The sequence below is a fragment of the Caballeronia sp. SEWSISQ10-4 2 genome (assembly GCF_030464885.1).
In the GTDB taxonomy this organism is placed as follows: Bacteria; Pseudomonadota; Gammaproteobacteria; order Burkholderiales; family Burkholderiaceae; genus Caballeronia.
This window is the reverse complement of record NZ_JALPRJ010000010.1, coordinates 126,016-144,734: the sequence shown is the minus strand read 5'-3', so window position 1 is coordinate 144,734 and position 18,719 is coordinate 126,016. Positions and strand designations below refer to the sequence as shown.

Annotated in this window: 17 protein-coding genes; 14 read left to right on the top strand and 3 right to left on the bottom strand. The window is 61.2% G+C overall.

All coding sequences use genetic code 11. The features are described 5' to 3' along the window. The first annotated feature begins 189 nt into the window (after positions 1-189). The 4 genes from M0D69_RS09420 to M0D69_RS09405 all read left to right on the top strand — a co-directional run bounded on the left by M0D69_RS09420 (position 190) and on the right by M0D69_RS09405 (position 4,137). Positions 190-2,496: an NADP-dependent malic enzyme gene (locus M0D69_RS09420; RefSeq protein WP_301781753.1), complete on the top strand. Its 2,307-nt coding sequence runs from the start codon at positions 190-192 to the stop codon at positions 2,494-2,496. A 180-nt stretch (positions 2,497-2,676) separates the two neighbouring features. Then, the gene (locus M0D69_RS09415) at positions 2,677-2,979 is read left to right on the top strand and encodes a hypothetical protein (RefSeq protein ID WP_301781752.1); all 303 of its coding nucleotides are present in this window, start codon (positions 2,677-2,679) and stop codon (positions 2,977-2,979) included. A gap of 76 nt (positions 2,980-3,055) precedes the next feature. After that, complete coding sequence (locus M0D69_RS09410) at positions 3,056-3,574, top strand: ribonuclease (protein ID WP_301781751.1); 519 nt, start codon at positions 3,056-3,058, stop codon at positions 3,572-3,574. A gap of 5 nt (positions 3,575-3,579) precedes the next feature. Beyond that, positions 3,580-4,137, top strand: a complete 558-nt coding sequence (locus tag M0D69_RS09405) for a barstar family protein (protein WP_047895752.1) — start codon at positions 3,580-3,582, stop codon at positions 4,135-4,137. 152 nt (positions 4,138-4,289) lie between these two features. Here M0D69_RS09405 and M0D69_RS09400 read toward each other — a convergent pair whose 3' ends face one another. Continuing rightward, on the bottom strand, positions 4,290-5,027 hold the full coding sequence (locus M0D69_RS09400; RefSeq protein ID WP_301781750.1) for a 16S rRNA (uracil(1498)-N(3))-methyltransferase: 738 nt from the start codon (positions 5,025-5,027) through the stop codon (positions 4,290-4,292). A gap of 73 nt (positions 5,028-5,100) precedes the next feature. Beyond that, complete coding sequence (locus M0D69_RS09395; RefSeq protein ID WP_047895754.1) at positions 5,101-5,514, bottom strand: glyoxalase/bleomycin resistance/extradiol dioxygenase family protein; 414 nt, start codon at positions 5,512-5,514, stop codon at positions 5,101-5,103. Positions 5,515-5,883: 369 nt separating this feature from the next. Between M0D69_RS09395 and tkt the strand changes: the two genes are divergently transcribed. Beyond that, the gene (gene tkt / locus M0D69_RS09390) at positions 5,884-7,914 is read left to right on the top strand and encodes a transketolase (RefSeq protein ID WP_301781749.1); all 2,031 of its coding nucleotides are present in this window, start codon (positions 5,884-5,886) and stop codon (positions 7,912-7,914) included. Positions 7,915-7,985: 71 nt separating this feature from the next. Continuing rightward, a complete protein-coding gene (gap, locus tag M0D69_RS09385) occupies positions 7,986-8,996 on the top strand; it encodes a type I glyceraldehyde-3-phosphate dehydrogenase (RefSeq protein ID WP_301781748.1) in 1,011 nt (336 codons plus the stop codon). Positions 8,997-9,123: 127 nt separating this feature from the next. On the opposite strand, the gene fur is transcribed toward gap, so the two are convergent. Further along, complete coding sequence (fur, locus tag M0D69_RS09380; protein ID WP_301781747.1) at positions 9,124-9,552, bottom strand: ferric iron uptake transcriptional regulator; 429 nt, start codon at positions 9,550-9,552, stop codon at positions 9,124-9,126. Between the two features lie 201 nt (positions 9,553-9,753). Here fur and M0D69_RS09375 point away from each other — a divergent pair, with 201 nt between their 5' ends. The 8 genes from M0D69_RS09375 (at position 9,754) to M0D69_RS09340 (ending at position 18,715) form a co-directional block, all read left to right on the top strand. Beyond that, positions 9,754-10,605 (top strand): outer membrane protein assembly factor BamE, encoded by an 852-nt coding sequence (locus M0D69_RS09375; protein ID WP_301781746.1) that lies wholly within the window; start codon positions 9,754-9,756, stop codon positions 10,603-10,605. 139 nt (positions 10,606-10,744) lie between these two features. Further along, positions 10,745-11,542 carry a 4-hydroxy-tetrahydrodipicolinate reductase gene (dapB, locus tag M0D69_RS09370; protein ID WP_301781745.1) on the top strand — a complete coding sequence of 266 codons (798 nt, stop codon included), beginning with the start codon at positions 10,745-10,747 and terminating at the stop codon, positions 11,540-11,542. A gap of 26 nt (positions 11,543-11,568) precedes the next feature. After that, positions 11,569-12,273: a MotA/TolQ/ExbB proton channel family protein gene (locus M0D69_RS09365; protein ID WP_301781744.1), complete on the top strand. Its 705-nt coding sequence runs from the start codon at positions 11,569-11,571 to the stop codon at positions 12,271-12,273. Between the two features lie 41 nt (positions 12,274-12,314). Then, on the top strand, positions 12,315-12,740 hold the full coding sequence (locus tag M0D69_RS09360; RefSeq protein WP_301781743.1) for a biopolymer transporter ExbD: 426 nt from the start codon (positions 12,315-12,317) through the stop codon (positions 12,738-12,740). A gap of 193 nt (positions 12,741-12,933) precedes the next feature. Further along, a complete protein-coding gene (gene leuS, locus M0D69_RS09355) occupies positions 12,934-15,528 on the top strand; it encodes a leucine--tRNA ligase (protein WP_301781742.1) in 2,595 nt (864 codons plus the stop codon). Between the two features lie 92 nt (positions 15,529-15,620). Then, positions 15,621-16,172 (top strand): LPS assembly lipoprotein LptE, encoded by a 552-nt coding sequence (gene lptE, locus M0D69_RS09350; protein ID WP_301781779.1) that lies wholly within the window; start codon positions 15,621-15,623, stop codon positions 16,170-16,172. 23 nt (positions 16,173-16,195) lie between these two features. Continuing rightward, on the top strand, positions 16,196-17,311 hold the full coding sequence (holA, locus tag M0D69_RS09345) for a DNA polymerase III subunit delta (protein WP_301781741.1): 1,116 nt from the start codon (positions 16,196-16,198) through the stop codon (positions 17,309-17,311). A 126-nt stretch (positions 17,312-17,437) separates the two neighbouring features. Then, positions 17,438-18,715 (top strand): glutamate-5-semialdehyde dehydrogenase, encoded by a 1,278-nt coding sequence (locus tag M0D69_RS09340; RefSeq protein ID WP_301781740.1) that lies wholly within the window; start codon positions 17,438-17,440, stop codon positions 18,713-18,715. Positions 18,716-18,719: the final 4 nt, after the last annotated feature.

The window sequence follows — 18,719 nt, the reverse complement described above, 5'->3', positions numbered from 1 at the left end:
GTTTCATCTCAATAAAGGAATTTTGCGACGTGAAGCGGCTGCCGGCATGCGGTTTACGCTGCTTTTCCAAGCCTTGTCCGAATGGGCTATGAGCCGCGAATTGCCGGTATTGCCATCCGGAGTGCTCGTTGAATGGCGCTACAATGCGTTCGAACTTCTATTCTAATCTTGCCCTTAGCCCGACGCCTCATGACCACTCCTGCCGATAGCGCCAAAGCCAAACTCCGCGAAGCCGCGCTCGATTACCACGAGTTTCCCACCCCCGGCAAAATCGCGATTGCCCCGACCAAGCAGATGATCAACCAGCGCGATCTCGCGCTGGCGTATTCACCGGGCGTGGCTTTCGCGTGCGAGGAAATCGTCGCCAATCCGCTGAACGCCGCGCGTTTCACCGCGCGCAGCAACCTGGTCGGCGTCGTGACGAACGGCACGGCGGTGCTCGGGCTCGGTAATATCGGGCCGCTCGCGTCGAAGCCTGTCATGGAAGGCAAGGCGGTGTTGTTCAAGAAGTTCGCCGGTATCGACGTGTTCGACATCGAGTTGAACGAGATGGACCCGCACAAACTCGTCGACGTGATCTGCGCGCTCGAACCCACGTTCGGCGGCATCAACCTGGAAGACATCAAGGCGCCGGATTGCTTCATCGTGGAACGGGAATGCCGCAAGCGCATGAAGATCCCGGTGTTCCATGACGACCAGCACGGCACGGCGATCGTGGTCGCGGCCGCTATTACCAACGGCCTGGTGGTGGTCGGCAAGAAGATTGAAGAGGTGAAGCTGGTCGCCTCGGGCGCGGGCGCGGCTGCGCTGGCCTGTCTGGACCTGCTGGTCGAACTCGGCATGAAGCTCGAGAACATCTTCGTGACGGATCTGGCCGGCGTGGTCTACAAGGGCCGCGTGGAATTGATGGATCCGGACAAGGAGCGTTTTGCACGCGAGACCTCGGCGCGTACGCTGGCTGACGTGATGGAAGGTGCAGACGTGTTTCTCGGTCTGTCCGCTGGCGGCGTGTTGAAGCAGGAAATGGTCAAGGGCATGGCGCAAAAGCCGCTGATTCTCGCGCTCGCCAACCCGACGCCCGAAATTCTGCCGGAACTCGCGCTGGAAGTGCGCCCGGATGCGGTGCTTGCCACCGGCCGCACGGACTACCCGAATCAGGTCAACAACGTGCTGTGTTTCCCGTTCATCTTCCGCGGTGCGCTGGATGCGGGCGCGAGCACGATCACGCGCGAGATGGAAATTGCCGCGGTGAACGCGATCGCGGATCTGGCGCGGCAGGAACAAAGCGATATCGTCGCGACGGCTTACGGCATCCAGGATTTGTCGTTCGGTCCCGAGTACCTGATTCCGAAGCCCTTCGACCCGCGTTTGATCGTGAAGATCGCACCGGCTGTCGCCAAGGCCGCGATGGATTCAGGCGTGGCAACGCGTCCTATCGAAGACATGGATGCTTACGAACAGCATCTGCAGCAGTTCGTGTATCACAGCGGCACGACCATGAAGCCCGTGTTCCAGCTCGCACGCAGTGTCGAGCCGGACAAGAAACGCATTGTGTTCGCCGAGGGTGAAGAAGAGCGCGTGCTGCGCGCCGTGCAGATCGCGGTGGACGAGAAGATCGCCAAGCCGATCCTGATCGGACGCCCGGCCGTGATCGCGCAGCGCATCACGAAGTACGGTTTGCGGTTGACGGCAGGCGTGGACTTCACCGTTGTAGATACCGATCACGACGAGCGGTATCGCGACTTCTGGCAGACGTATCACAAGATGATGGCTCGCAAGGGCATCAGCGAGCAGATGGCGAAGCTGGAAATGCGCCGCCGCACAACGTTGATCGGTTCCATGCTGGTGAAGAAAGGCGAAGCGGACGGCATGATCTGCGGCACGATCAGCACGACGCACCGGCACCTGCATTTCGTCGATCAGGTGATCGGCAAGAAGGAAGGTTGCAGCGTTTATGCCGCAATGAATGCGCTGGTGCTGCCGGGCCGGCAGATCTTCATTGTCGACACCCACGTGAATGTGGACCCGACGCCCGAACAGCTCTGCGAAATCACGATCATGGCCGCGGAAGAAGTGCGCCGCTTTGGCATCGTGCCGAAGATCGCGCTGCTTTCACATTCGAACTTCGGCACGAGCAACGCGCCGACGGCCGTCAAGATGCGCGACACGCTGGCGCTGCTCCGCGAACGCGCGCCGGATCTGGACGTGGACGGCGAAATGCATGGTGACGTGGCGCTGGATGCCAATCTGCGTCGCGAGATCCTGCCGGAATCGACACTGGTTGGCGATGCGAATTTGCTCGTACTGCCGAATATCGATGCCGCGAATATTTCGTACAACCTGCTGAAGACGGCGGCCGGTAACAACATTGCCATTGGCCCGATTCTGCTGGGCGCGGCTCAACCGGTGCATGTGCTGACGGCCTCGGCTACGGTGCGCCGGATCGTCAACATGACGGCGTTGCTGGTGGCGGACGCAACGGCTGTCGCGCGATAAGTTTTCGAGCCCGCGCAGGACTGGCGGGTGCTCGCTGAAGTTTGAGTAGAAGTTCAAGAAGAGGGATTGCGACGGTGGTCGCCATCCCTCTTTTTCATTTCGGCGACGTTTGCGTGGCAAAGATGCAGCGCTTAGCCGCCGGATTCCTGATACTCCCGCGCGTCCTAAACGAAAAAAAGCGTGCCGGATGATCCGGCACGCAACGAGGCGCGCAAGGGGATTTGCTTTTTCCTCCAAACAGCGATGGTGCCGGTTTTTACACCGTGGGAGCTTTGCGAGAGAGGCGACACTGGGTCCACTCCCCAAACCATGCATGAACTCATTATTCCCCTAATCAAGATAAAAATACCTCAGTTTTATCCTAAATATGATCTGACCCGATTTTTAAAACTGTCGACCAAAAAGCGCCGGCAGACCGCATGCAATGGTCCGATCAGCCGCAAGAAGCGCCTGAAAAACGGGCATCTTCCGAACCAACATTGATTCCGAGTGCCATTAGCGATACCCTTACGTCTTTCATGGTCGTCATATTTTTGGGTTCAAAGCGGGGACAGGTTTTGTGAAGCGCGCATGGTTTTGTGGATTCATCGTGGCGCTTTCCCTGGTGTTCAGCGGCTGCGGGAAAAGCGGGCCGGATTCCCAGAGCCCGGCTGCGAACACCTCGGCAGTAGCGTCGCAGGCCGAGCCGTCGCACGCGTTGCAAGACCAGGACAAGCTGCAAAGCGATCCGCGCGCAGAGAGCTGGCGTGATACCGCATCAGCAGGAACGGGGCCGTCGCAGACCACCGTCGACGCATCGCAATTGCCGAAACAGGCCATTGTGACGCTGCGGCGGATCGAGGCTGGCGGGCCCTTCCCGTTTGAGAAAGACGGCATCGTGTTTGGCAATCGCGAGCGTTTGCTGCCGCCGCACCCGCGCGGTTTTTACCACGAATACACCGTTCCTACGCCGCGCGCCCGCGATCGCGGCGCACGCCGGATTGTATGTGGCGGGCCCCGTCGGCAGATCGACAACTGCTTCTACAGCGACGACCATTACGTGAGTTTTAAACGCATTGCGGGATTAACTTCGGGATGAACGGCATGAGCGACAACATCTACGCGCACGACAACGGTGTCGCGGGTGATCTTTTCGCCGGCGATGGCAACATGTTCCAGCGAGTTTTGCGACTCCGCACGACAGACGAAAATCGACCCGACGACGAACAGAGCGCGGCACTGTCATCATTGAACGAGGGGTCTATGAGTCTTTTCAAGACGGTACGATCGAATATCGTGCAGTCGATCCGCGCTTTCAGGGTTCAGGATCTCGCCGACGAAGCGAGCAAGCTGGGCCAGCATTTTCTCTACGCGTATTGCGGCCAGGCCCAGAGCAAGCAGGAAGTGCTCGAAACCATTGCGACATCGTTTTTGTTTCCCAAGCACTTTGGAAAGAACTACGACGCGCTGTACGACAGTCTCACCGACCTCGTGCATAAAGCCGGTTCGCAGCCGGGTTTCGTGATCGTGCTGGAAGCGCTGCCCGTTGCTCAGAAATTTGACAAGGAAGGGCGCGAGACCTTGCTCGACGTGTTTCGCGAAGCGGCGGAATTCTGGGCGGAACGGCGTGTGGCGTTCAGGGTGTTTTACTCGTTCGCCTAACGCCTGCGTTCGGACGTAGTAGATAGTTCTACGCACCAGGCGCTTCGTTTTTTCGGCGCAAAGAGCTAAATAAAGCCGGTCGTCGTCTGTTGAACACAGGCGCTGACCGGCTTTTTTTGCGTTTGATCCGCGGTGTGGTTGTTGCAGCTGGATCACCACCCGCCCCAGCGTGCCGCGAGCGCCGCCAGGACCGCGATGCCGGCCGTTTCGGTGCGCAAAACGCGCGGTCCCAGGCCGAGCGTGGCAAATCCGGCATCGACTATTGATGCTTCCTCTGCCGGCGAAAATCCGGCTTCCGGGCCAATCGCGACCGTCACGGGCGCAGCGGGCGCGCTCGCCGGCAGGGACGCGAAACCAAGCTGCGCCCGCGGCGACAGCAACAGCCGCAACTCGCCGTCCCGGGTGGGCGGCAAGCTACCCAGCCATTTCTCCAGATCCTGAGGCGCCGCTACGTCCGGCACCCGATTTCTTCCGCACTGCTCGCACGCAGCCCGCACCAGCGCCTGCCAATGCACTTGCCGACGCGACGCGCGGTCTCCCGACAGCCGCACCACGCCGCGCTCGGCAGTGAGCGAAACCACGGACGATACGCCCAGTTCCACCGCCTTCTCGATCAGCCAATCCATCTTGTCGCCGCCCGCCACGCCTTGCGCGAGCGTGATCCGATACGGCGACTCTGCTTCACGATCGATGAATTCATCGAGTTGTACGGTTGCAGTGCGCTTGCCGATCTCGACCAGACGCCCGCGATATTCACCGCCCGAGCCATTGAAGAGATGGACGGCATCGTCGGTTTGCAGGCGCAGGACGTGGACATGGCGGACGACCTCGTCCGGCAAGGGCATGATTTCGCCCGCGACGAGCGGACCGGAAACGAAGAAGCGTGGCATGAGGTAACTCGCCCGGACACCTGAGGCGCGCGGGCAGGGAAGTGGATCGGTGTTTAATCGATGTGAAACGCAACTAGTTCAAATGCCGGGCGATTGCCCAGCGATACCCATCCGGGTCTTCGAACTGCGCAAATCGATCGCCCCAGTACTGGTCTTGCGGTTCGATCAGCGGCTTCGCGCCAACCGCGACCGCGCGCGCGAACGCGGCGTCTACATCGTCGACATAAAGATAGAACGACTGCGGCGCCATCAGACCTGTGCTTTTCGGTGTCTTCGCGTGCGAGCCGTATGCGCCTTCCGGCGCAAACATCAGGATCAACTGTCCGCGATAGGTCATTTCCACATGGATCACGGCGCCGTCGTCGTTGACGCTGTCACGCACCGCAAAACCTAACGCCTGTTCGTAGAAGCCGGTGCTGACACGGGCATCACGAACAGTCAGGTACGGGGTGAGCCACGGCACATCGGCGGGGCGGGGGTCGGTCATAAGGGCTTCTCCTCGAGCTCGGCTGATGGATGCATTGTGCCATGGCGCCCTTTGGCATAAGGGGCAGCCGGCTTTTTGGCCGCGGCGTCAGGTCGCGCAAGCGGATGTATCCGTGCAGGGAGCGTGCCCGCACAAAGGGTTCGTTACGATTTCTCCTTGCCGCTGGGCGATCCTCCCGGGCACCGCTTATCGCTGCCCGGTTCCCCGCCGCGGGGCGCGCCAGTGCTCCAAAGTCGTCTGTTAGAATAATCGCCTTCCGATCCTCTTCGTTTCTCGTCGCTCCGGGTGCTGAAAACGTGGTTTCATCGTTCGCCCCGGTGCGTCGCCCAGAATCATCCCAGGATCTTTTCAGGACCTACCGGACTCGACATGACAACCCCGACTTCCAGCCAGACCACCCTGATGGCCAACGCAATCCGTGCGCTGGCAATGGACGCCGTTCAACAAGCCAACTCCGGCCATCCGGGCATGCCAATGGGCATGGCGGAAATCGGTGTCGCGCTCTGGTCGCGTCACCTGAAGCACAATCCGAGCAATCCGCACTGGGCCGACCGCGATCGTTTTGTGCTGTCGAACGGTCATGGTTCCATGCTGCTGTATTCGCTGCTGCACCTGACCGGCTATGACCTGCCGATCAACGAACTGAAGAACTTCCGCCAACTGCATTCGAAGACGCCGGGACATCCGGAATACGGCATGACGCCGGGCGTGGAAACGACTACCGGTCCGCTCGGCCAAGGTCTCGCGAACGCAGTCGGCATGGCGCTCGCCGAAGCGCTGCTGGCGGCGGAGTTCAATAAGGAAGGCGCGAAGATCGTCGACCACCATACGTACGTGTTCCTCGGCGACGGCTGCATGATGGAAGGCATCTCGCACGAAGCCTGTTCGTTCGCCGGCACGCTCAAGCTGAACAAGCTGATCGCGCTCTACGACGACAACGGTATCTCCATCGACGGCCATGTGGAGCACTGGTTCCACGACGACACCCCGAAGCGCTTCGAAGCGTACGGCTGGAACGTGATTCGCGCGGTGGACGGCCACAACGTGGATGCTGTGGACGCGGCAATTGCACAAGCCAAGAACTCGGATAAACCCACGCTGATCTGCTGCCGTACGACTATCGGCAAGGGTGCGCCGACGAAGCAAGGCAGCCACGATTCGCACGGCGCGCCGCTCGGCGCCAAGGAAATCGCTGACGCCCGCGCCGGCATGGGCTGGACCTGGGAGCCGTTCGTGATTCCGCAGGAAGTCTACGGAGCGTGGGACGCGAAGGAAGCGGGCGCGCGCGCGGAATCGGAGTGGAACAAGCAATTCGACGCCTACCGTGCGAAGCATTCGGCTGAAGCCGCCGAATTCGTGCGCCGGATGAACGGCGAATTGCCGGCCAAGTGGGCGCAGGACGCGAAGGACATTATCGAAGCGGCGAATCAGAAGGGCGAAACCATTGCCACGCGCAAGGCGTCGCAGCAGACGCTCGACGGCCTCGCCGCCGCGTTGCCTGAACTGCTCGGCGGTTCCGCCGACTTGACAGGCTCGAATTTGACGAACTGGAAGGCATCGAAGCCGGTGCGTGCGGGTGAAGGCGCGAACCAGATCCAGTGGGGCAACCACATCAACTACGGCGTGCGCGAATTCGGCATGAGCGCAGCCATCAACGGCATCGTGCTGCATGGCGGTTATCGGCCGTTCGGCGGCACGTTCCTGACGTTCTCGGACTACAGCCGCAACGCACTGCGCGTGGCTGCGCTGATGAAGGCGCCGTCCATCTTCGTGTTCACGCACGATTCGATCGGCCTCGGCGAAGACGGCCCGACGCACCAGTCGGTGGAACAAACGTCGAGCTTGCGGCTGATTCCGCACTTACAGGTGTGGCGTCCGGCGGATACCGTCGAAACCGCCGTGGCATGGACGTTCGCCATCGAGCACAAAGGGCCGTCGGCGCTGATTTTCACGCGTCAGAACCTGCTGTTCTCGCCGCGTAACGACGTGCAGATCGCGAACATTTCGAAGGGTGGCTACGTGCTGCGCGACTGGAACGACGACATTCCGGCACGCAAGATCATCCTGATCGCAACGGGTTCGGAAGTCGAACTGGCGCTCAAAGCCGGCGAGAAACTGGCGCAGGAAGGCATTGGCGCGCGTATCGTTTCCATGCCTTGCACGAACGTGTTCGATTTGCAGGACCGGGAATATCGCGACCGCGTGTTGCCGAAGGGCGTCGTGCGTGTGGCGATCGAAGCCGGCGTGACCGATTTCTGGCGTAAGTACGTGGGTCTCGAGGGCGGCGTGGTGGGCATCGATTCATTCGGCGAATCCGCGCCCGCCGGCGAGCTCTTCAAGTATTTCGGCTTCACCGTCGAGCATGTCGTGGAGACGGCAAAAGCTGCGCTCGCGGGCTGACTGGGCGCTTTGTAAAAAGCAAACCCGGCATCGGCGAACTGGAATTTTTTTCAGCCATCAGGAGATAGACCATGACGATTCGCGTTGCAATCAACGGCTACGGCCGGATCGGCCGCAATACGCTGCGCGCCTTCTATGAAAACGGCAAGAAGCACGACATCGAGATCGTTGCCATCAACGACCTCGGCGATGCCAACACGAACGCGCACCTGACGCAGTACGACACGGCGCACGGCAAGTTCCCGGGCGACGTGTCGGTGGACGGCGATTACCTCGTCGTCAACGGCGACCGGATTCGCGTGCTGGCGAACCGCAACCCGGCCGAATTGCCTTGGGGCGAGCTGAACGTCGACGTGGTGATGGAATGCACGGGCTTCTTCACGACGAAGGAAAAGGCCAGCGCGCATATCAAGGGCGGCGCGAAGAAGGTCATCATTTCGGCGCCGGGTGGCAAGGATGTGGATGCGACCATCGTCTATGGCGTGAATCACCACGTGCTGAAGGCGTCGGATACGGTCATCTCGAATGCATCGTGCACGACGAACTGCCTGGCCCCGCTCGTCAAGCCGCTGAACGACAAGATCGGCTTGGTGAACGGCCTGATGACTACGATCCACGCCTACACGAACGACCAGGTGCTGACGGACGTGTACCACGAGGACCTGCGTCGCGCTCGCTCGGCCACGCACAGCCAGATCCCGACGAAGACGGGTGCAGCATCGGCGGTGGGTCTGGTGTTGCCGGAACTCAATGGCAAGCTGGATGGTTACGCTATTCGTGTTCCGACCATCAACGTGTCGATCGTCGACCTGTCGTTTATCGCTGCACGCGATACGACAGTGGATGAAGTGAACGCGATCATGAAGGAAGCATCGGAAGGTGCGTTGAAGGGCATCCTGGGCTACAACACCGCGCCACTGGTATCGATCGACTTCAACCACAACCCGGCTTCGTCCACCTTCGACGCCACGCTGACGAAGGTGTCGGGCCGTCTTGTGAAGGTGTCGAGCTGGTACGACAACGAGTGGGGCTTCTCGAACCGCATGCTCGATACGGCCGTGGCGCTGGCTAATGCCAAGTAATGCAGCGAAGTAACGCAGCGAAGTAACGCAGTGAAACCAAGCTGAAAAAAAGCCGCCGGTTTGCAAGAACCGGCGGCTTTTTCACACTTGGCGCGCCAACATCGCGCGCATGAACGGTCAGTCGAAATCAGTTCTTCCTGTGAGGGCAACGCTCCTTCGTGCAGCTGCCATACAGCGCGAGGGCGTGTTCGTGCAACTTAAAGCCGCGCTCCTTGGCAATATCCTGCTGGCGGCTTTCGATTTCGGCGTCGAAGAACTCTTCCACCCTGCCGCAGTCAAGACACACCAGATGGTCGTGATGGGTCCCTTCGTTGAGCTCGAACACGGCTTTACCCGACTCGAAGTTACTGCGTGACAGCAGGCCAGCTTGCTCGAACTGCGTAAGCACGCGGTACACGGTGGCGAGACCGATGTCGAGTTCTTCGTGCAACAGGTTTCTATATACGTCTTCTGCAGTCAGGTGACGCACCGGACTATGCTGGAAAATTTCAAGGATCTTGAGCCGGGGCAAGGTCGCCTTCAGCCCGATATTTTTCAGATCGGCGGGATTGGTCATCGCTAGGCATCCCTAGAGTACAATTCAAGGTTCTCATAGTAATGCGTTTTTACCGTTCCGGTCACCATCCGAACGAAATGGCGCGATCTCCGAAAGACTCCGAAACTTCTTGCGCCCCCACGGGCGATGGGCCAGGCGAAGGGTGAAATGAAGGGTGAAATGTTTCTAAAATCTTTATTGAATAGCCGGGAGAGCCGTCGTATGCGCGGATCCTTGATCGCCGCCGCCACTATGACCGTCCTGGCCGGTTGTTCCACTTACGATAGTGTTACGCAGAGTTTCGCGCAGCGCATCACACCGTATCGGATCACGGTTGTACAGGGGAACTTCGTTTCTGCGGAGGCCGCGAGCCAGATGAAAGTCGGCATGGCGCGCGACCAGGTAAAGGCGCTGCTCGGCACGCCGTTGCTCGCAGACATGTTCCATGCGGATCGCTGGGACTACATCTTCTACTTCAAGCGCGGTTCTACGTCTGTCGTGCAACAGCGTGATTTCGTCGTGCTGTTCGCGGGCGATCGCGTGGCGAGCTGGTCGGGCGGCGAGAATTTGCCGTCGAATCTCGAATTGCTTGCTGAAATTGACGGCGACAAAGGCCGTAAGCTGACCGCCGCTACGGCTGCGGCCACGGCTGCTTCAGCTAGCGGGGCCAGCGCAACGGAGGCGGCAACGGCAGCAGGTACGTCCGCCAGCGGTGCGGCTGTCGCGGGAGCGGCGAGTGCGCCGGGCGTCCGGCCGGATGCATCGAATGCGTCAAGCGCATTTGCCGGCGACGCCAACCAGCAAGCCGCCCAGGCCGCCAATCGCGCGACCGATGCCGTGCAGGCGCCCACGGGCCGCACCCGCTCGTCGGCCATGCCGACCGTGCCGGGGAACTCGGGATTGCCGCCGAACGTCAACGCCGCGGGCAACTCGCAGATCCAGTTGCAGCGTCGTCCGAATACGGTCACGGTCCCGGACAGCAGCGCTGTGGGTCCGCAAGGCACGTCACCCGCCCCGGCGGACACGAGCAACGGTCTAGGCGCGTCCTCCGTGCCGGCGACGAGCACCAACTAAGCAGAAACGGCGGGCTTCGCCCCGCCTGCTTTGCCTGGCTTCGTCGAGACCTGTTCCGTTCGGGCGGCCGCGCGCCAAGCGGTGGCCTTATCGCTTCCATGCTTCTGACTTCGTAGCCCCAACTCACGCGAGACACGCCATGAAAATCGCCATTACCGGCGCATCGGGCCGCATGGGCCGCATGCTGATTGAAACCGTTCTCAAGGACGCCAACGCCACGCTGGCCGGCGCGCTCGACCGTCCAGGCGCACCGCAACTCGGCCAGGACGCGGGCGCGTTCCTTGGGCAAGAGACGGGCGTCCTGCTGACGGACGACATCGAACGTGTATTTGCAGAGGCCGACGTGCTGATCGACTTCACGCGTCCTGAAGGCACACTCATGCATCTGGAAGCCGCGTTGCGGCACAACGTGAAGATGGTCGTCGGTACGACGGGTTTCGACGATAACCAGAAAGCCCAATTACGCGCTGCCGGCGAACGGATCGGGATCGTGTTCGCGCCGAACATGAGCGTGGGCGTGAATGTAACGCTCAAGCTGCTCGAGTTCGCGGCGCGGCATTTCGCCGAAGGTTACGACATCGAAATCATCGAAGCGCATCACCGGCACAAGGTCGACGCGCCGTCAGGCACCGCGCTTGCGATGGGTGAAACTATTGCCCACGCACTCGGCCGCGAGCTGAAGGATTGCGCTGTGTATGGCCGCGAAGGTGTGACGGGTGAACGTGACCCGTCGACCATCGGCTTCGCCGCAATTCGTGGCGGTGACATCGTCGGCGATCACACTGTATTGTTCGCGGGCATTGGCGAGCGGATCGAGATCACGCACAAGTCGGCCAACCGGCTGTCTTACGCCCAGGGCTCGTTGCGCGCCGCCCACTTTCTTGCGGGCCGCGAGCGCGGTCTGTTCGACATGCAGGACGTGCTCGGTTTGCGCTGAGCCGCTTCCCCCAAGGTTCTTGTCCGATGGCTACAACCGGCATCATCCACTACCTGCAAACCAGCGACGGCATCACGCATGGCGTCGCGGGCGTGCTTCTGGCCATGTCGTTGGCGAGCTGGTGTTTTCTCATCGTGAAGGCGTGGGTGCTGTTGCGCGCGAAGCGTCAGGGACCGCGCGCTGTGCAGCGCTTCTGGCAGGCGGGCACGCTGACGGACGGCATCGCGGAGTTGCGCAAAGCCGATAAGGAACGCGTGTACCTGCCGCTTGCGATCGCCGCGTGGCGGGCGTCAGAGGCGGAAATGCCCGGTGCGCTGATCGCGCATGTGGAGCCGGGCGAGCGCGTGTTGCGCGCGCTGCGGCATGCGTTGCTGGCGTCGCAAAGGCGGCTTGAATTCGGGCAGGTTTTGCTGGCATCGGTGGGGAGTACGGCGCCGTTCGTCGGTTTGCTCGGTACCGTGTGGGGCATTTATCATGCGCTCGGCAGCATCGCGGCGAGCGGGCAGGCGATGATCGAGAACGTGGCGGGTCCCGTTGGCGAGGCGCTCATCATGACGGCGTTCGGACTAGTCGTCGCGATCCCGGCGGTGCTTGCGTACAACGTGCTGGGGCGGCTGGTGCGGCAGATATCTGAAGAACTCGACGGCTTTGCGCACGACCTGCACGCGTACACGAGCGGCGTGGCGCCGCGCCGCGTCAAGAGCGCGCCCGTTCAAGACCGTGTGGTTTAAGGCACCGACCCTACAAGACCCCGCACCCGGACGAGCACATCATGGCATTCGGCGGACTGGACAAGAAATCGAACGGCGCTCCCATGGCGGAGATCAACATGACGCCGTTGATCGACGTCATGTTGGTCTTGCTGGTGATTTTCATCATCACGGCGCCGTTGTTTACGCACGCGATCCGGCTGGATTTGCCGAAGGTGGCGTCGCAAGTCGTGCGCGAGACACCGGAGACGATCACGCTTTCCATCGACGATACCGGCAAGCTCTACTGGAATGACAAGCCGGTCACGCTCGAGCAGATGCGCACTCAATTCGCGGCTGAAGGCAAGCGCGCAACACCACCGGAGATTCACCTGAGGGCGTCGCGGGCTACTCGTTACGAGGTGATCGCGCAAGTCATGGGCGCGGCGCAGAGCGCAGGGCTGGACAAGATTGGCTTCGTGACGGATCAGGTGAAGCCGGCGCGGTAGAAAAGCCTCCGGCCCCGCCCGTCAATCGCCGGTGCTTCAAGGCACCCAGCGTCGCCCCGCGGTCACAGCCGGTATAATCGCGTTTTGCCCGGCTGACACGTCCATCGGGCCCAAAACCTCTATACGCGATCATGAGCGCCAGGTCCGGCGAACGCTGAACGCCCGCACTAGCCGAAGAAAGCCAAAAACCACCATGCAAGATAAATACGTACCCGCCGACGTCGAATCCGCAGCGCAAGGCGACTGGCGCGCGAAAGACGTCTACCGGTCGACCGAAACCAGCGACAAGCCGAAGTTCTACTGCGTGTCCATGCTGCCGTACCCGTCGGGCAAGCTCCACATGGGCCACGTGCGCAACTACACCATCAACGACGTGATGTACCGTTTCCTGCGCATGAACGGCTACAACGTGCTGATGCCCATGGGCTGGGACGCGTTCGGCATGCCGGCGGAAAACGCCGCTATGGCGAACAATGTGCCGCCGGCGAAGTGGACGTACGACAACATCGACTACATGAAGAAGCAGATGCAGTCGATGGGGCTGGCTATCGACTGGTCGCGGGAAATTGCGTCGTGCAAGCCCGAGTACTACAAGTGGAACCAGTGGCTGTTCCTGAAGATGCTGGAAAAGGGCATCGTCTATAAGAAGACCGGGACGGTGAACTGGGACCCGGAAGACCAGACCGTGCTCGCGAACGAGCAGGTGATCGACGGGCGCGGCTGGCGCTCGGGCGCGCTGGTTGAAAAGCGCGAAATCCCGATGTACTACATGCGGATCACGGATTACGCGGATCAGTTGCTCGGCGACCTGGACGGCCTCGGCTGGCCCGAGCGCGTGAAGGTGATGCAGCAGAACTGGATCGGCAAGAGCTTTGGCGTGAATTTCGGCTTTCCGTACGAGATCGACGGCGAAAGCAAACTGCTGCGCGTCTTTACAACGCGCGCCGACACCATCATGGGCGTGACCTTCGCCGCCGTCGCCGCTGAACATCCGCTGGCAACGCGTCTTGCTCGCGATAACGCCGGTCTGCAGGCGTTTATCGAAGAATGCAAACGCGGCGGCGTGGCTGAAGCCGATGTCGCGACGATGGAAAAGAAGGGCATGCCCACGGGCTTCTTCGTCACGCATCCGCTGACGCAGGAAAAGGTGGAAGTGTGGGTCGGCAACTACGTGCTGATGAGCTACGGCGAAGGCGCGGTGATGGGCGTACCGTCCCACGACGAACGCGACTTCGCGTTCGCGAAGAAATACGCGCTGCCGATCAAGCAAGTGGTCACGGTGGAAGGCAAGACCTACAGCACCGACGCGTGGGAAGAGTGGTACGCCGAGAAGGGTACGGGCACGCTGATCAACAGCGGCAAGTACGACGGCCTCGGCTTCGAAGACGCGACCAATGCGATCGCTGCGGACCTGAACGCGCAAAATCTCGGCGATAAGCAAGTCACGTGGCGTCTGCGCGACTGGGGCATTTCGCGCCAGCGTTACTGGGGCACCCCGATCCCGATCATCCACTGCGCCACGTGCGGCGACGTGCCGGTGCCGGAAGCGGATTTGCCGGTCGTGTTGCCGGAAGACCTCGTGCCGGATGGCACGGGTAATCCGCTTGCCAAATCCGAAACCTTCGTCAATTGCGCGTGCCCGAAGTGCGGCGCGCCGGCGAAGCGCGAAACGGACACCATGGACACATTCGTCGACTCGGCCTGGTATTTCTCGCGTTATGCCGCGCCGGATGCCGTGACGATGGTCGACGAACGCACCGATTACTGGATGCCGATGGACCAGTACATCGGCGGGATCGAGCACGCGATTCTTCACTTGTTGTACTCGCGTTTCTGGACCAAGGTGATGCGCGATCTTGGCCTGGTCAAGTTCGGCGAACCGGCGAAGAACCTGCTCACGCAGGGCATGGTGCTGAACGAAACCTACTTTCGCGAAGACGCGGCGGGCAAGAAGACCTGGATCAATCCGGCCGACGTGACCGTCTCGCACGATGACAAAGGCCGTCCGGTCGGCGCGGTGCTGAACGCCGACGGCCAGCCGGTGGTGATCGGCGGCGTGGAGAAGATGTCGAAGTCGAAGAACAATGGTGTCGATCCGCAATCGCTGATCGATGCTTACGGCGCGGATACCGCTCGTCTCTTCGTGATGTTCGCGGCACCCCCCGAGCAGTCGCTCGAGTGGTCGGGCACGGGCGTGGAAGGCGCGAGCCGCTTCTTGCGTCGTGTATGGCAACTCGCGCATGGCCGTGCCGATGTGCTTAAAACACACGCAAAGCTCGATAAGTCGAAGCTCAACGACTCTGACCGCACGCTGCGTCGCGAGATCTATACCATCCTGAAGCAGGCCGATTTCGACTACGGCCGCTTGCAGTACAACACGGTTGTCTCGGCAGCTATGAAGATGCTGAACGCCGTGGACAGCGCAAAGGACGCAACGCCTGCCGTTCTCAACGAAACCTTCGGCGTATTGTTGCGTGTCCTGTATCCGGTCGTGCCGCATATTACGTTCCAGTTGTGGCAGGAAATCGGTTACGCCGATCTGCATGGCAGTTTGCTCGACGCAGCCTGGCCGAAAGTTGACGAAACCGCGCTCGAACAGGCTGAGATCGAACTCGTGCTGCAGGTCAACGGCAAGGTGCGTGGCTCGCTGATCATGGCGAAGGATGCGTCGCGCGAGGACATCGAAAAGGCGGCGGTGGCGCACGAGATGTTCGAGAAATTCTCGGAAGGGCGCGCGCCGAAAAAGGTCGTCGTGGTGCCGGGCCGACTGGTGAACGTGGTCGTATGAGCAGGGGATCGTGTGCCGTGAAAATCCTGGAGGACGTTGTGAGCGGGAAAGCTGTCAGCCCAAGTTCGACCGATACGAAGACGAAGCGCACGATCGGCCGGCGCTCGATCCTGTCGCTTGCGTGCGGCGCGTTGTTGCTGTCCGCGTGCGGGTTCCAGTTGCGTGGTCAACAGGACTACGCGTTCAAGCGCCTCGCCATTACGGGCGGTACGCCGGAAATGCTCGGACGACTGCAGCGTGTGGTGGAAGGCGGCAGCGACACCGTGATCGTCAAGGCCTCCGAAAAGCCCGACGCAATCCTCCTGCTGACCGGCGGTTCCGGCATGAAGACCTTGAGCCTGAATGCGCAAGGCGTGGTGCAGGAATATGAACTCGACTACAACCTCGGATACTCGATGACCGGCGCCGACGGCACCGTCCTGATTCCGCCGAGCACGATTTCACTGAACCGGGCGTTGACCTATAGCGACCAGTTCACGTTGGCAAAGGGTATCGAAGCACAGACGCTGTTCCGTGACATGCAGTTCGACGCTGTGGACCAGTTGACGCGCCGGCTTGCCGTCGTACGTTCGCTACATCCGACGCCGAGCGAAGCGGCGCCCGGCATTGTGCCGCGTGCACCGCTGCCTGTGCCGCCGCTCTAAGCGCGGCAAGGTCGCAAAAAACCATGCAACTTCGACTCGACGCGCTCGACGCGCACCTCGCGAAAGGGCTGAAAGGCCTGTACGTCGTCTACGGCGACGAGCATCTGCTCGCGCAGGAAGCGTGCGACAAGATTCGTGCGAGCGCACGGGTGCAGGGGTTCACGGACCGCTCGGTGTTTGTCGTCGACCGTTATTTCGACTGGAGTTCACTGCTGGGTGCGAGCCAGTCGATGTCGCTCTTCGGCGATCGCCAACTGGTCGAGTTGCGCATTCCCACCGGCAAACCCGGCAAGGAAGGCGGTGAAGCGCTGAAAACCCTGGCTTCCTCCGATAACCCCGACACCCTCACGCTCATCACCTTGCCACGGCTCGACGCCGCCACGCAGAAGTCCGGGTGGTTCACGGCGCTGAGCGGGCCGGGCGTGATGATGAAGATCGATCCGGTCGAACGGGCGCAGTTGCCCATGTGGATCGGCCAGCGCCTGACTGCGCAAAACCAGCGGGTAGCGCCGGGCGAGGACGGACGGCGGGCGCTGGTGTTTATCGCGGAACGGGTGGAAGGCAATCTGCTCGCCGCGCACCAGGAAATCCTCAAGCTGGGTTTGCTATATCCGGCGGGCGTGCTGACGTTCGAACAGATCCACGACGCCGTGCTTAACGTCGCACGCTACGACGTATTCAAGCTGAACGAAGCCATGCTTACCGGTGATGTCGGCCGCCTGACGCGCATGCTCGACGGTCTGAAGGGCGAAGGCGAAGCCGGCACGCTCGTGATCTGGGCGCTCGTGGAAGAAATACGCACGCTGCTGCGGATGAAACGCGGCATGGCGGCCGGCAAGCCGCTCGCCACACTGCTGCGCGAAAACCGCGTCTGGGGGCCGCGCGAACGACTGATCGGGCCCGCGCTCACGCGCGTGACAGAAGCGGCGCTGGAAAAAGCGTTGTCACTGGCGGCGAAGCTGGATCGGCAAGTCAAAGGCTTGTCGGGCGGCACTGGCCCGCGAGGTAGCGCGAACCCGGGTGATCCGCCGCCTGACCCATGGGACGGCATGTTTGAGCTCGCGATGACCGTCGCGTCGTCGGGTAGTCCGCTGCAACGCAGCGCGCCTGCGGCACCGCCGGCAAAGCGCCCATCCTGACATCAGCATAAAATCCGGCTTATCGTCGTTTTTTCGCGCTTTCAGCGCTTTCAGTGTTTTTTAGCGCAGCGAGAAGACGGCCGCCGACTACTACTCAAGCGTCGACCAATACCCAAGAGAATGACGATGACCGACATCGACGAATACATGACCGAACTCGGCCGCCGCGCACGCCGAGCTTCGCGCGCGATGGCGCGTGCATCGACGGCGGCGAAGAATGCCGCGCTCGAATCAATAGCGGACGCGATCGAACGCGAACGCACTGCGTTGAAGGAAGCGAACGCGCGAGATCTCGCCCGCGCTCGCGACAAAGGCCACGATGCTGCGTTCATCGACCGCTTGACGCTCTCCGAGAAAGCGCTCAACACCATGGTCGAAGGCTTGCGGCAAGTCGCCGCGCTGCCGGACCCGATTGGTGAAATCAGCGGGCTGAAATTTCGGCCCAGCGGCATTCAGGTCGGCCAGATGCGCGTACCGCTCGGCGTGATCGGGATCATTTATGAATCGCGGCCGAACGTGACTATCGATGCTGCTGCTTTGTGCCTCAAGTCGGGCAACGCCACCATTCTGCGTGGCGGTTCCGAGGCGCTGGAATGCAATACGGCGTTGGCTAAATTGATCGGGGAAGGGTTGGAAGCAGCCGGGCTGCCACAGGAAGCCGTGCAAGTCGTGGCAACCGCAGATCGCGCAGCGGTGGGCAAGCTGATCACGATGACCGAGTACGTCGATGTGATCGTGCCGCGCGGCGGCAAGGGCCTGATCGCGCGCTTGATGGCGGAAGCGCGCGTGCCCATGATCAAGCATCTGGATGGCATCTGCCACGTGTATGTGGATGACCGCGCAGACCTGAAAAAGGCGCTCAACGTCTGCGACAACGCCAAGACGCATCGGTACGGCACTTGCAACACCATGGAAACGCTACTGGTCGCGCGGGCAATCGCGGCGCAAGCGTTGCCCATGCTGGCGAATACGTTCCGGGAAAGAGAGGTTGAACTGCGCGTGGATGCAGCCAGCCGCGCCGTGTTGAACGAAGCGCGTTTCGACGGCCCGCTGACCGATGCCACCGAAGCCGACTGGAGCACGGAGTATCTCGCGCCCATCCTGTCGATCAAGCTGGTGGACGATCTGGATGAAGCTATCGATCACATCAACACCTACAGCTCGCATCACACCGATGCCATCGTCACCGAAGACCACGACCGCGCCATGCGTTTCCTGCGCGAAGTGGATTCGGCGAGCGTGATGGTCAATGCATCGACTCGTTTCGCCGATGGCTTCGAGTTCGGCCTCGGCGCGGAAATCGGCATCTCGAACGACAAGCTCCATGCACGCGGACCGGTTGGGCTGGACGGTTTGACATCGCTGAAATACGTCGTGCTCGGTCACGGCGAGATTCGGCAATAAGTTA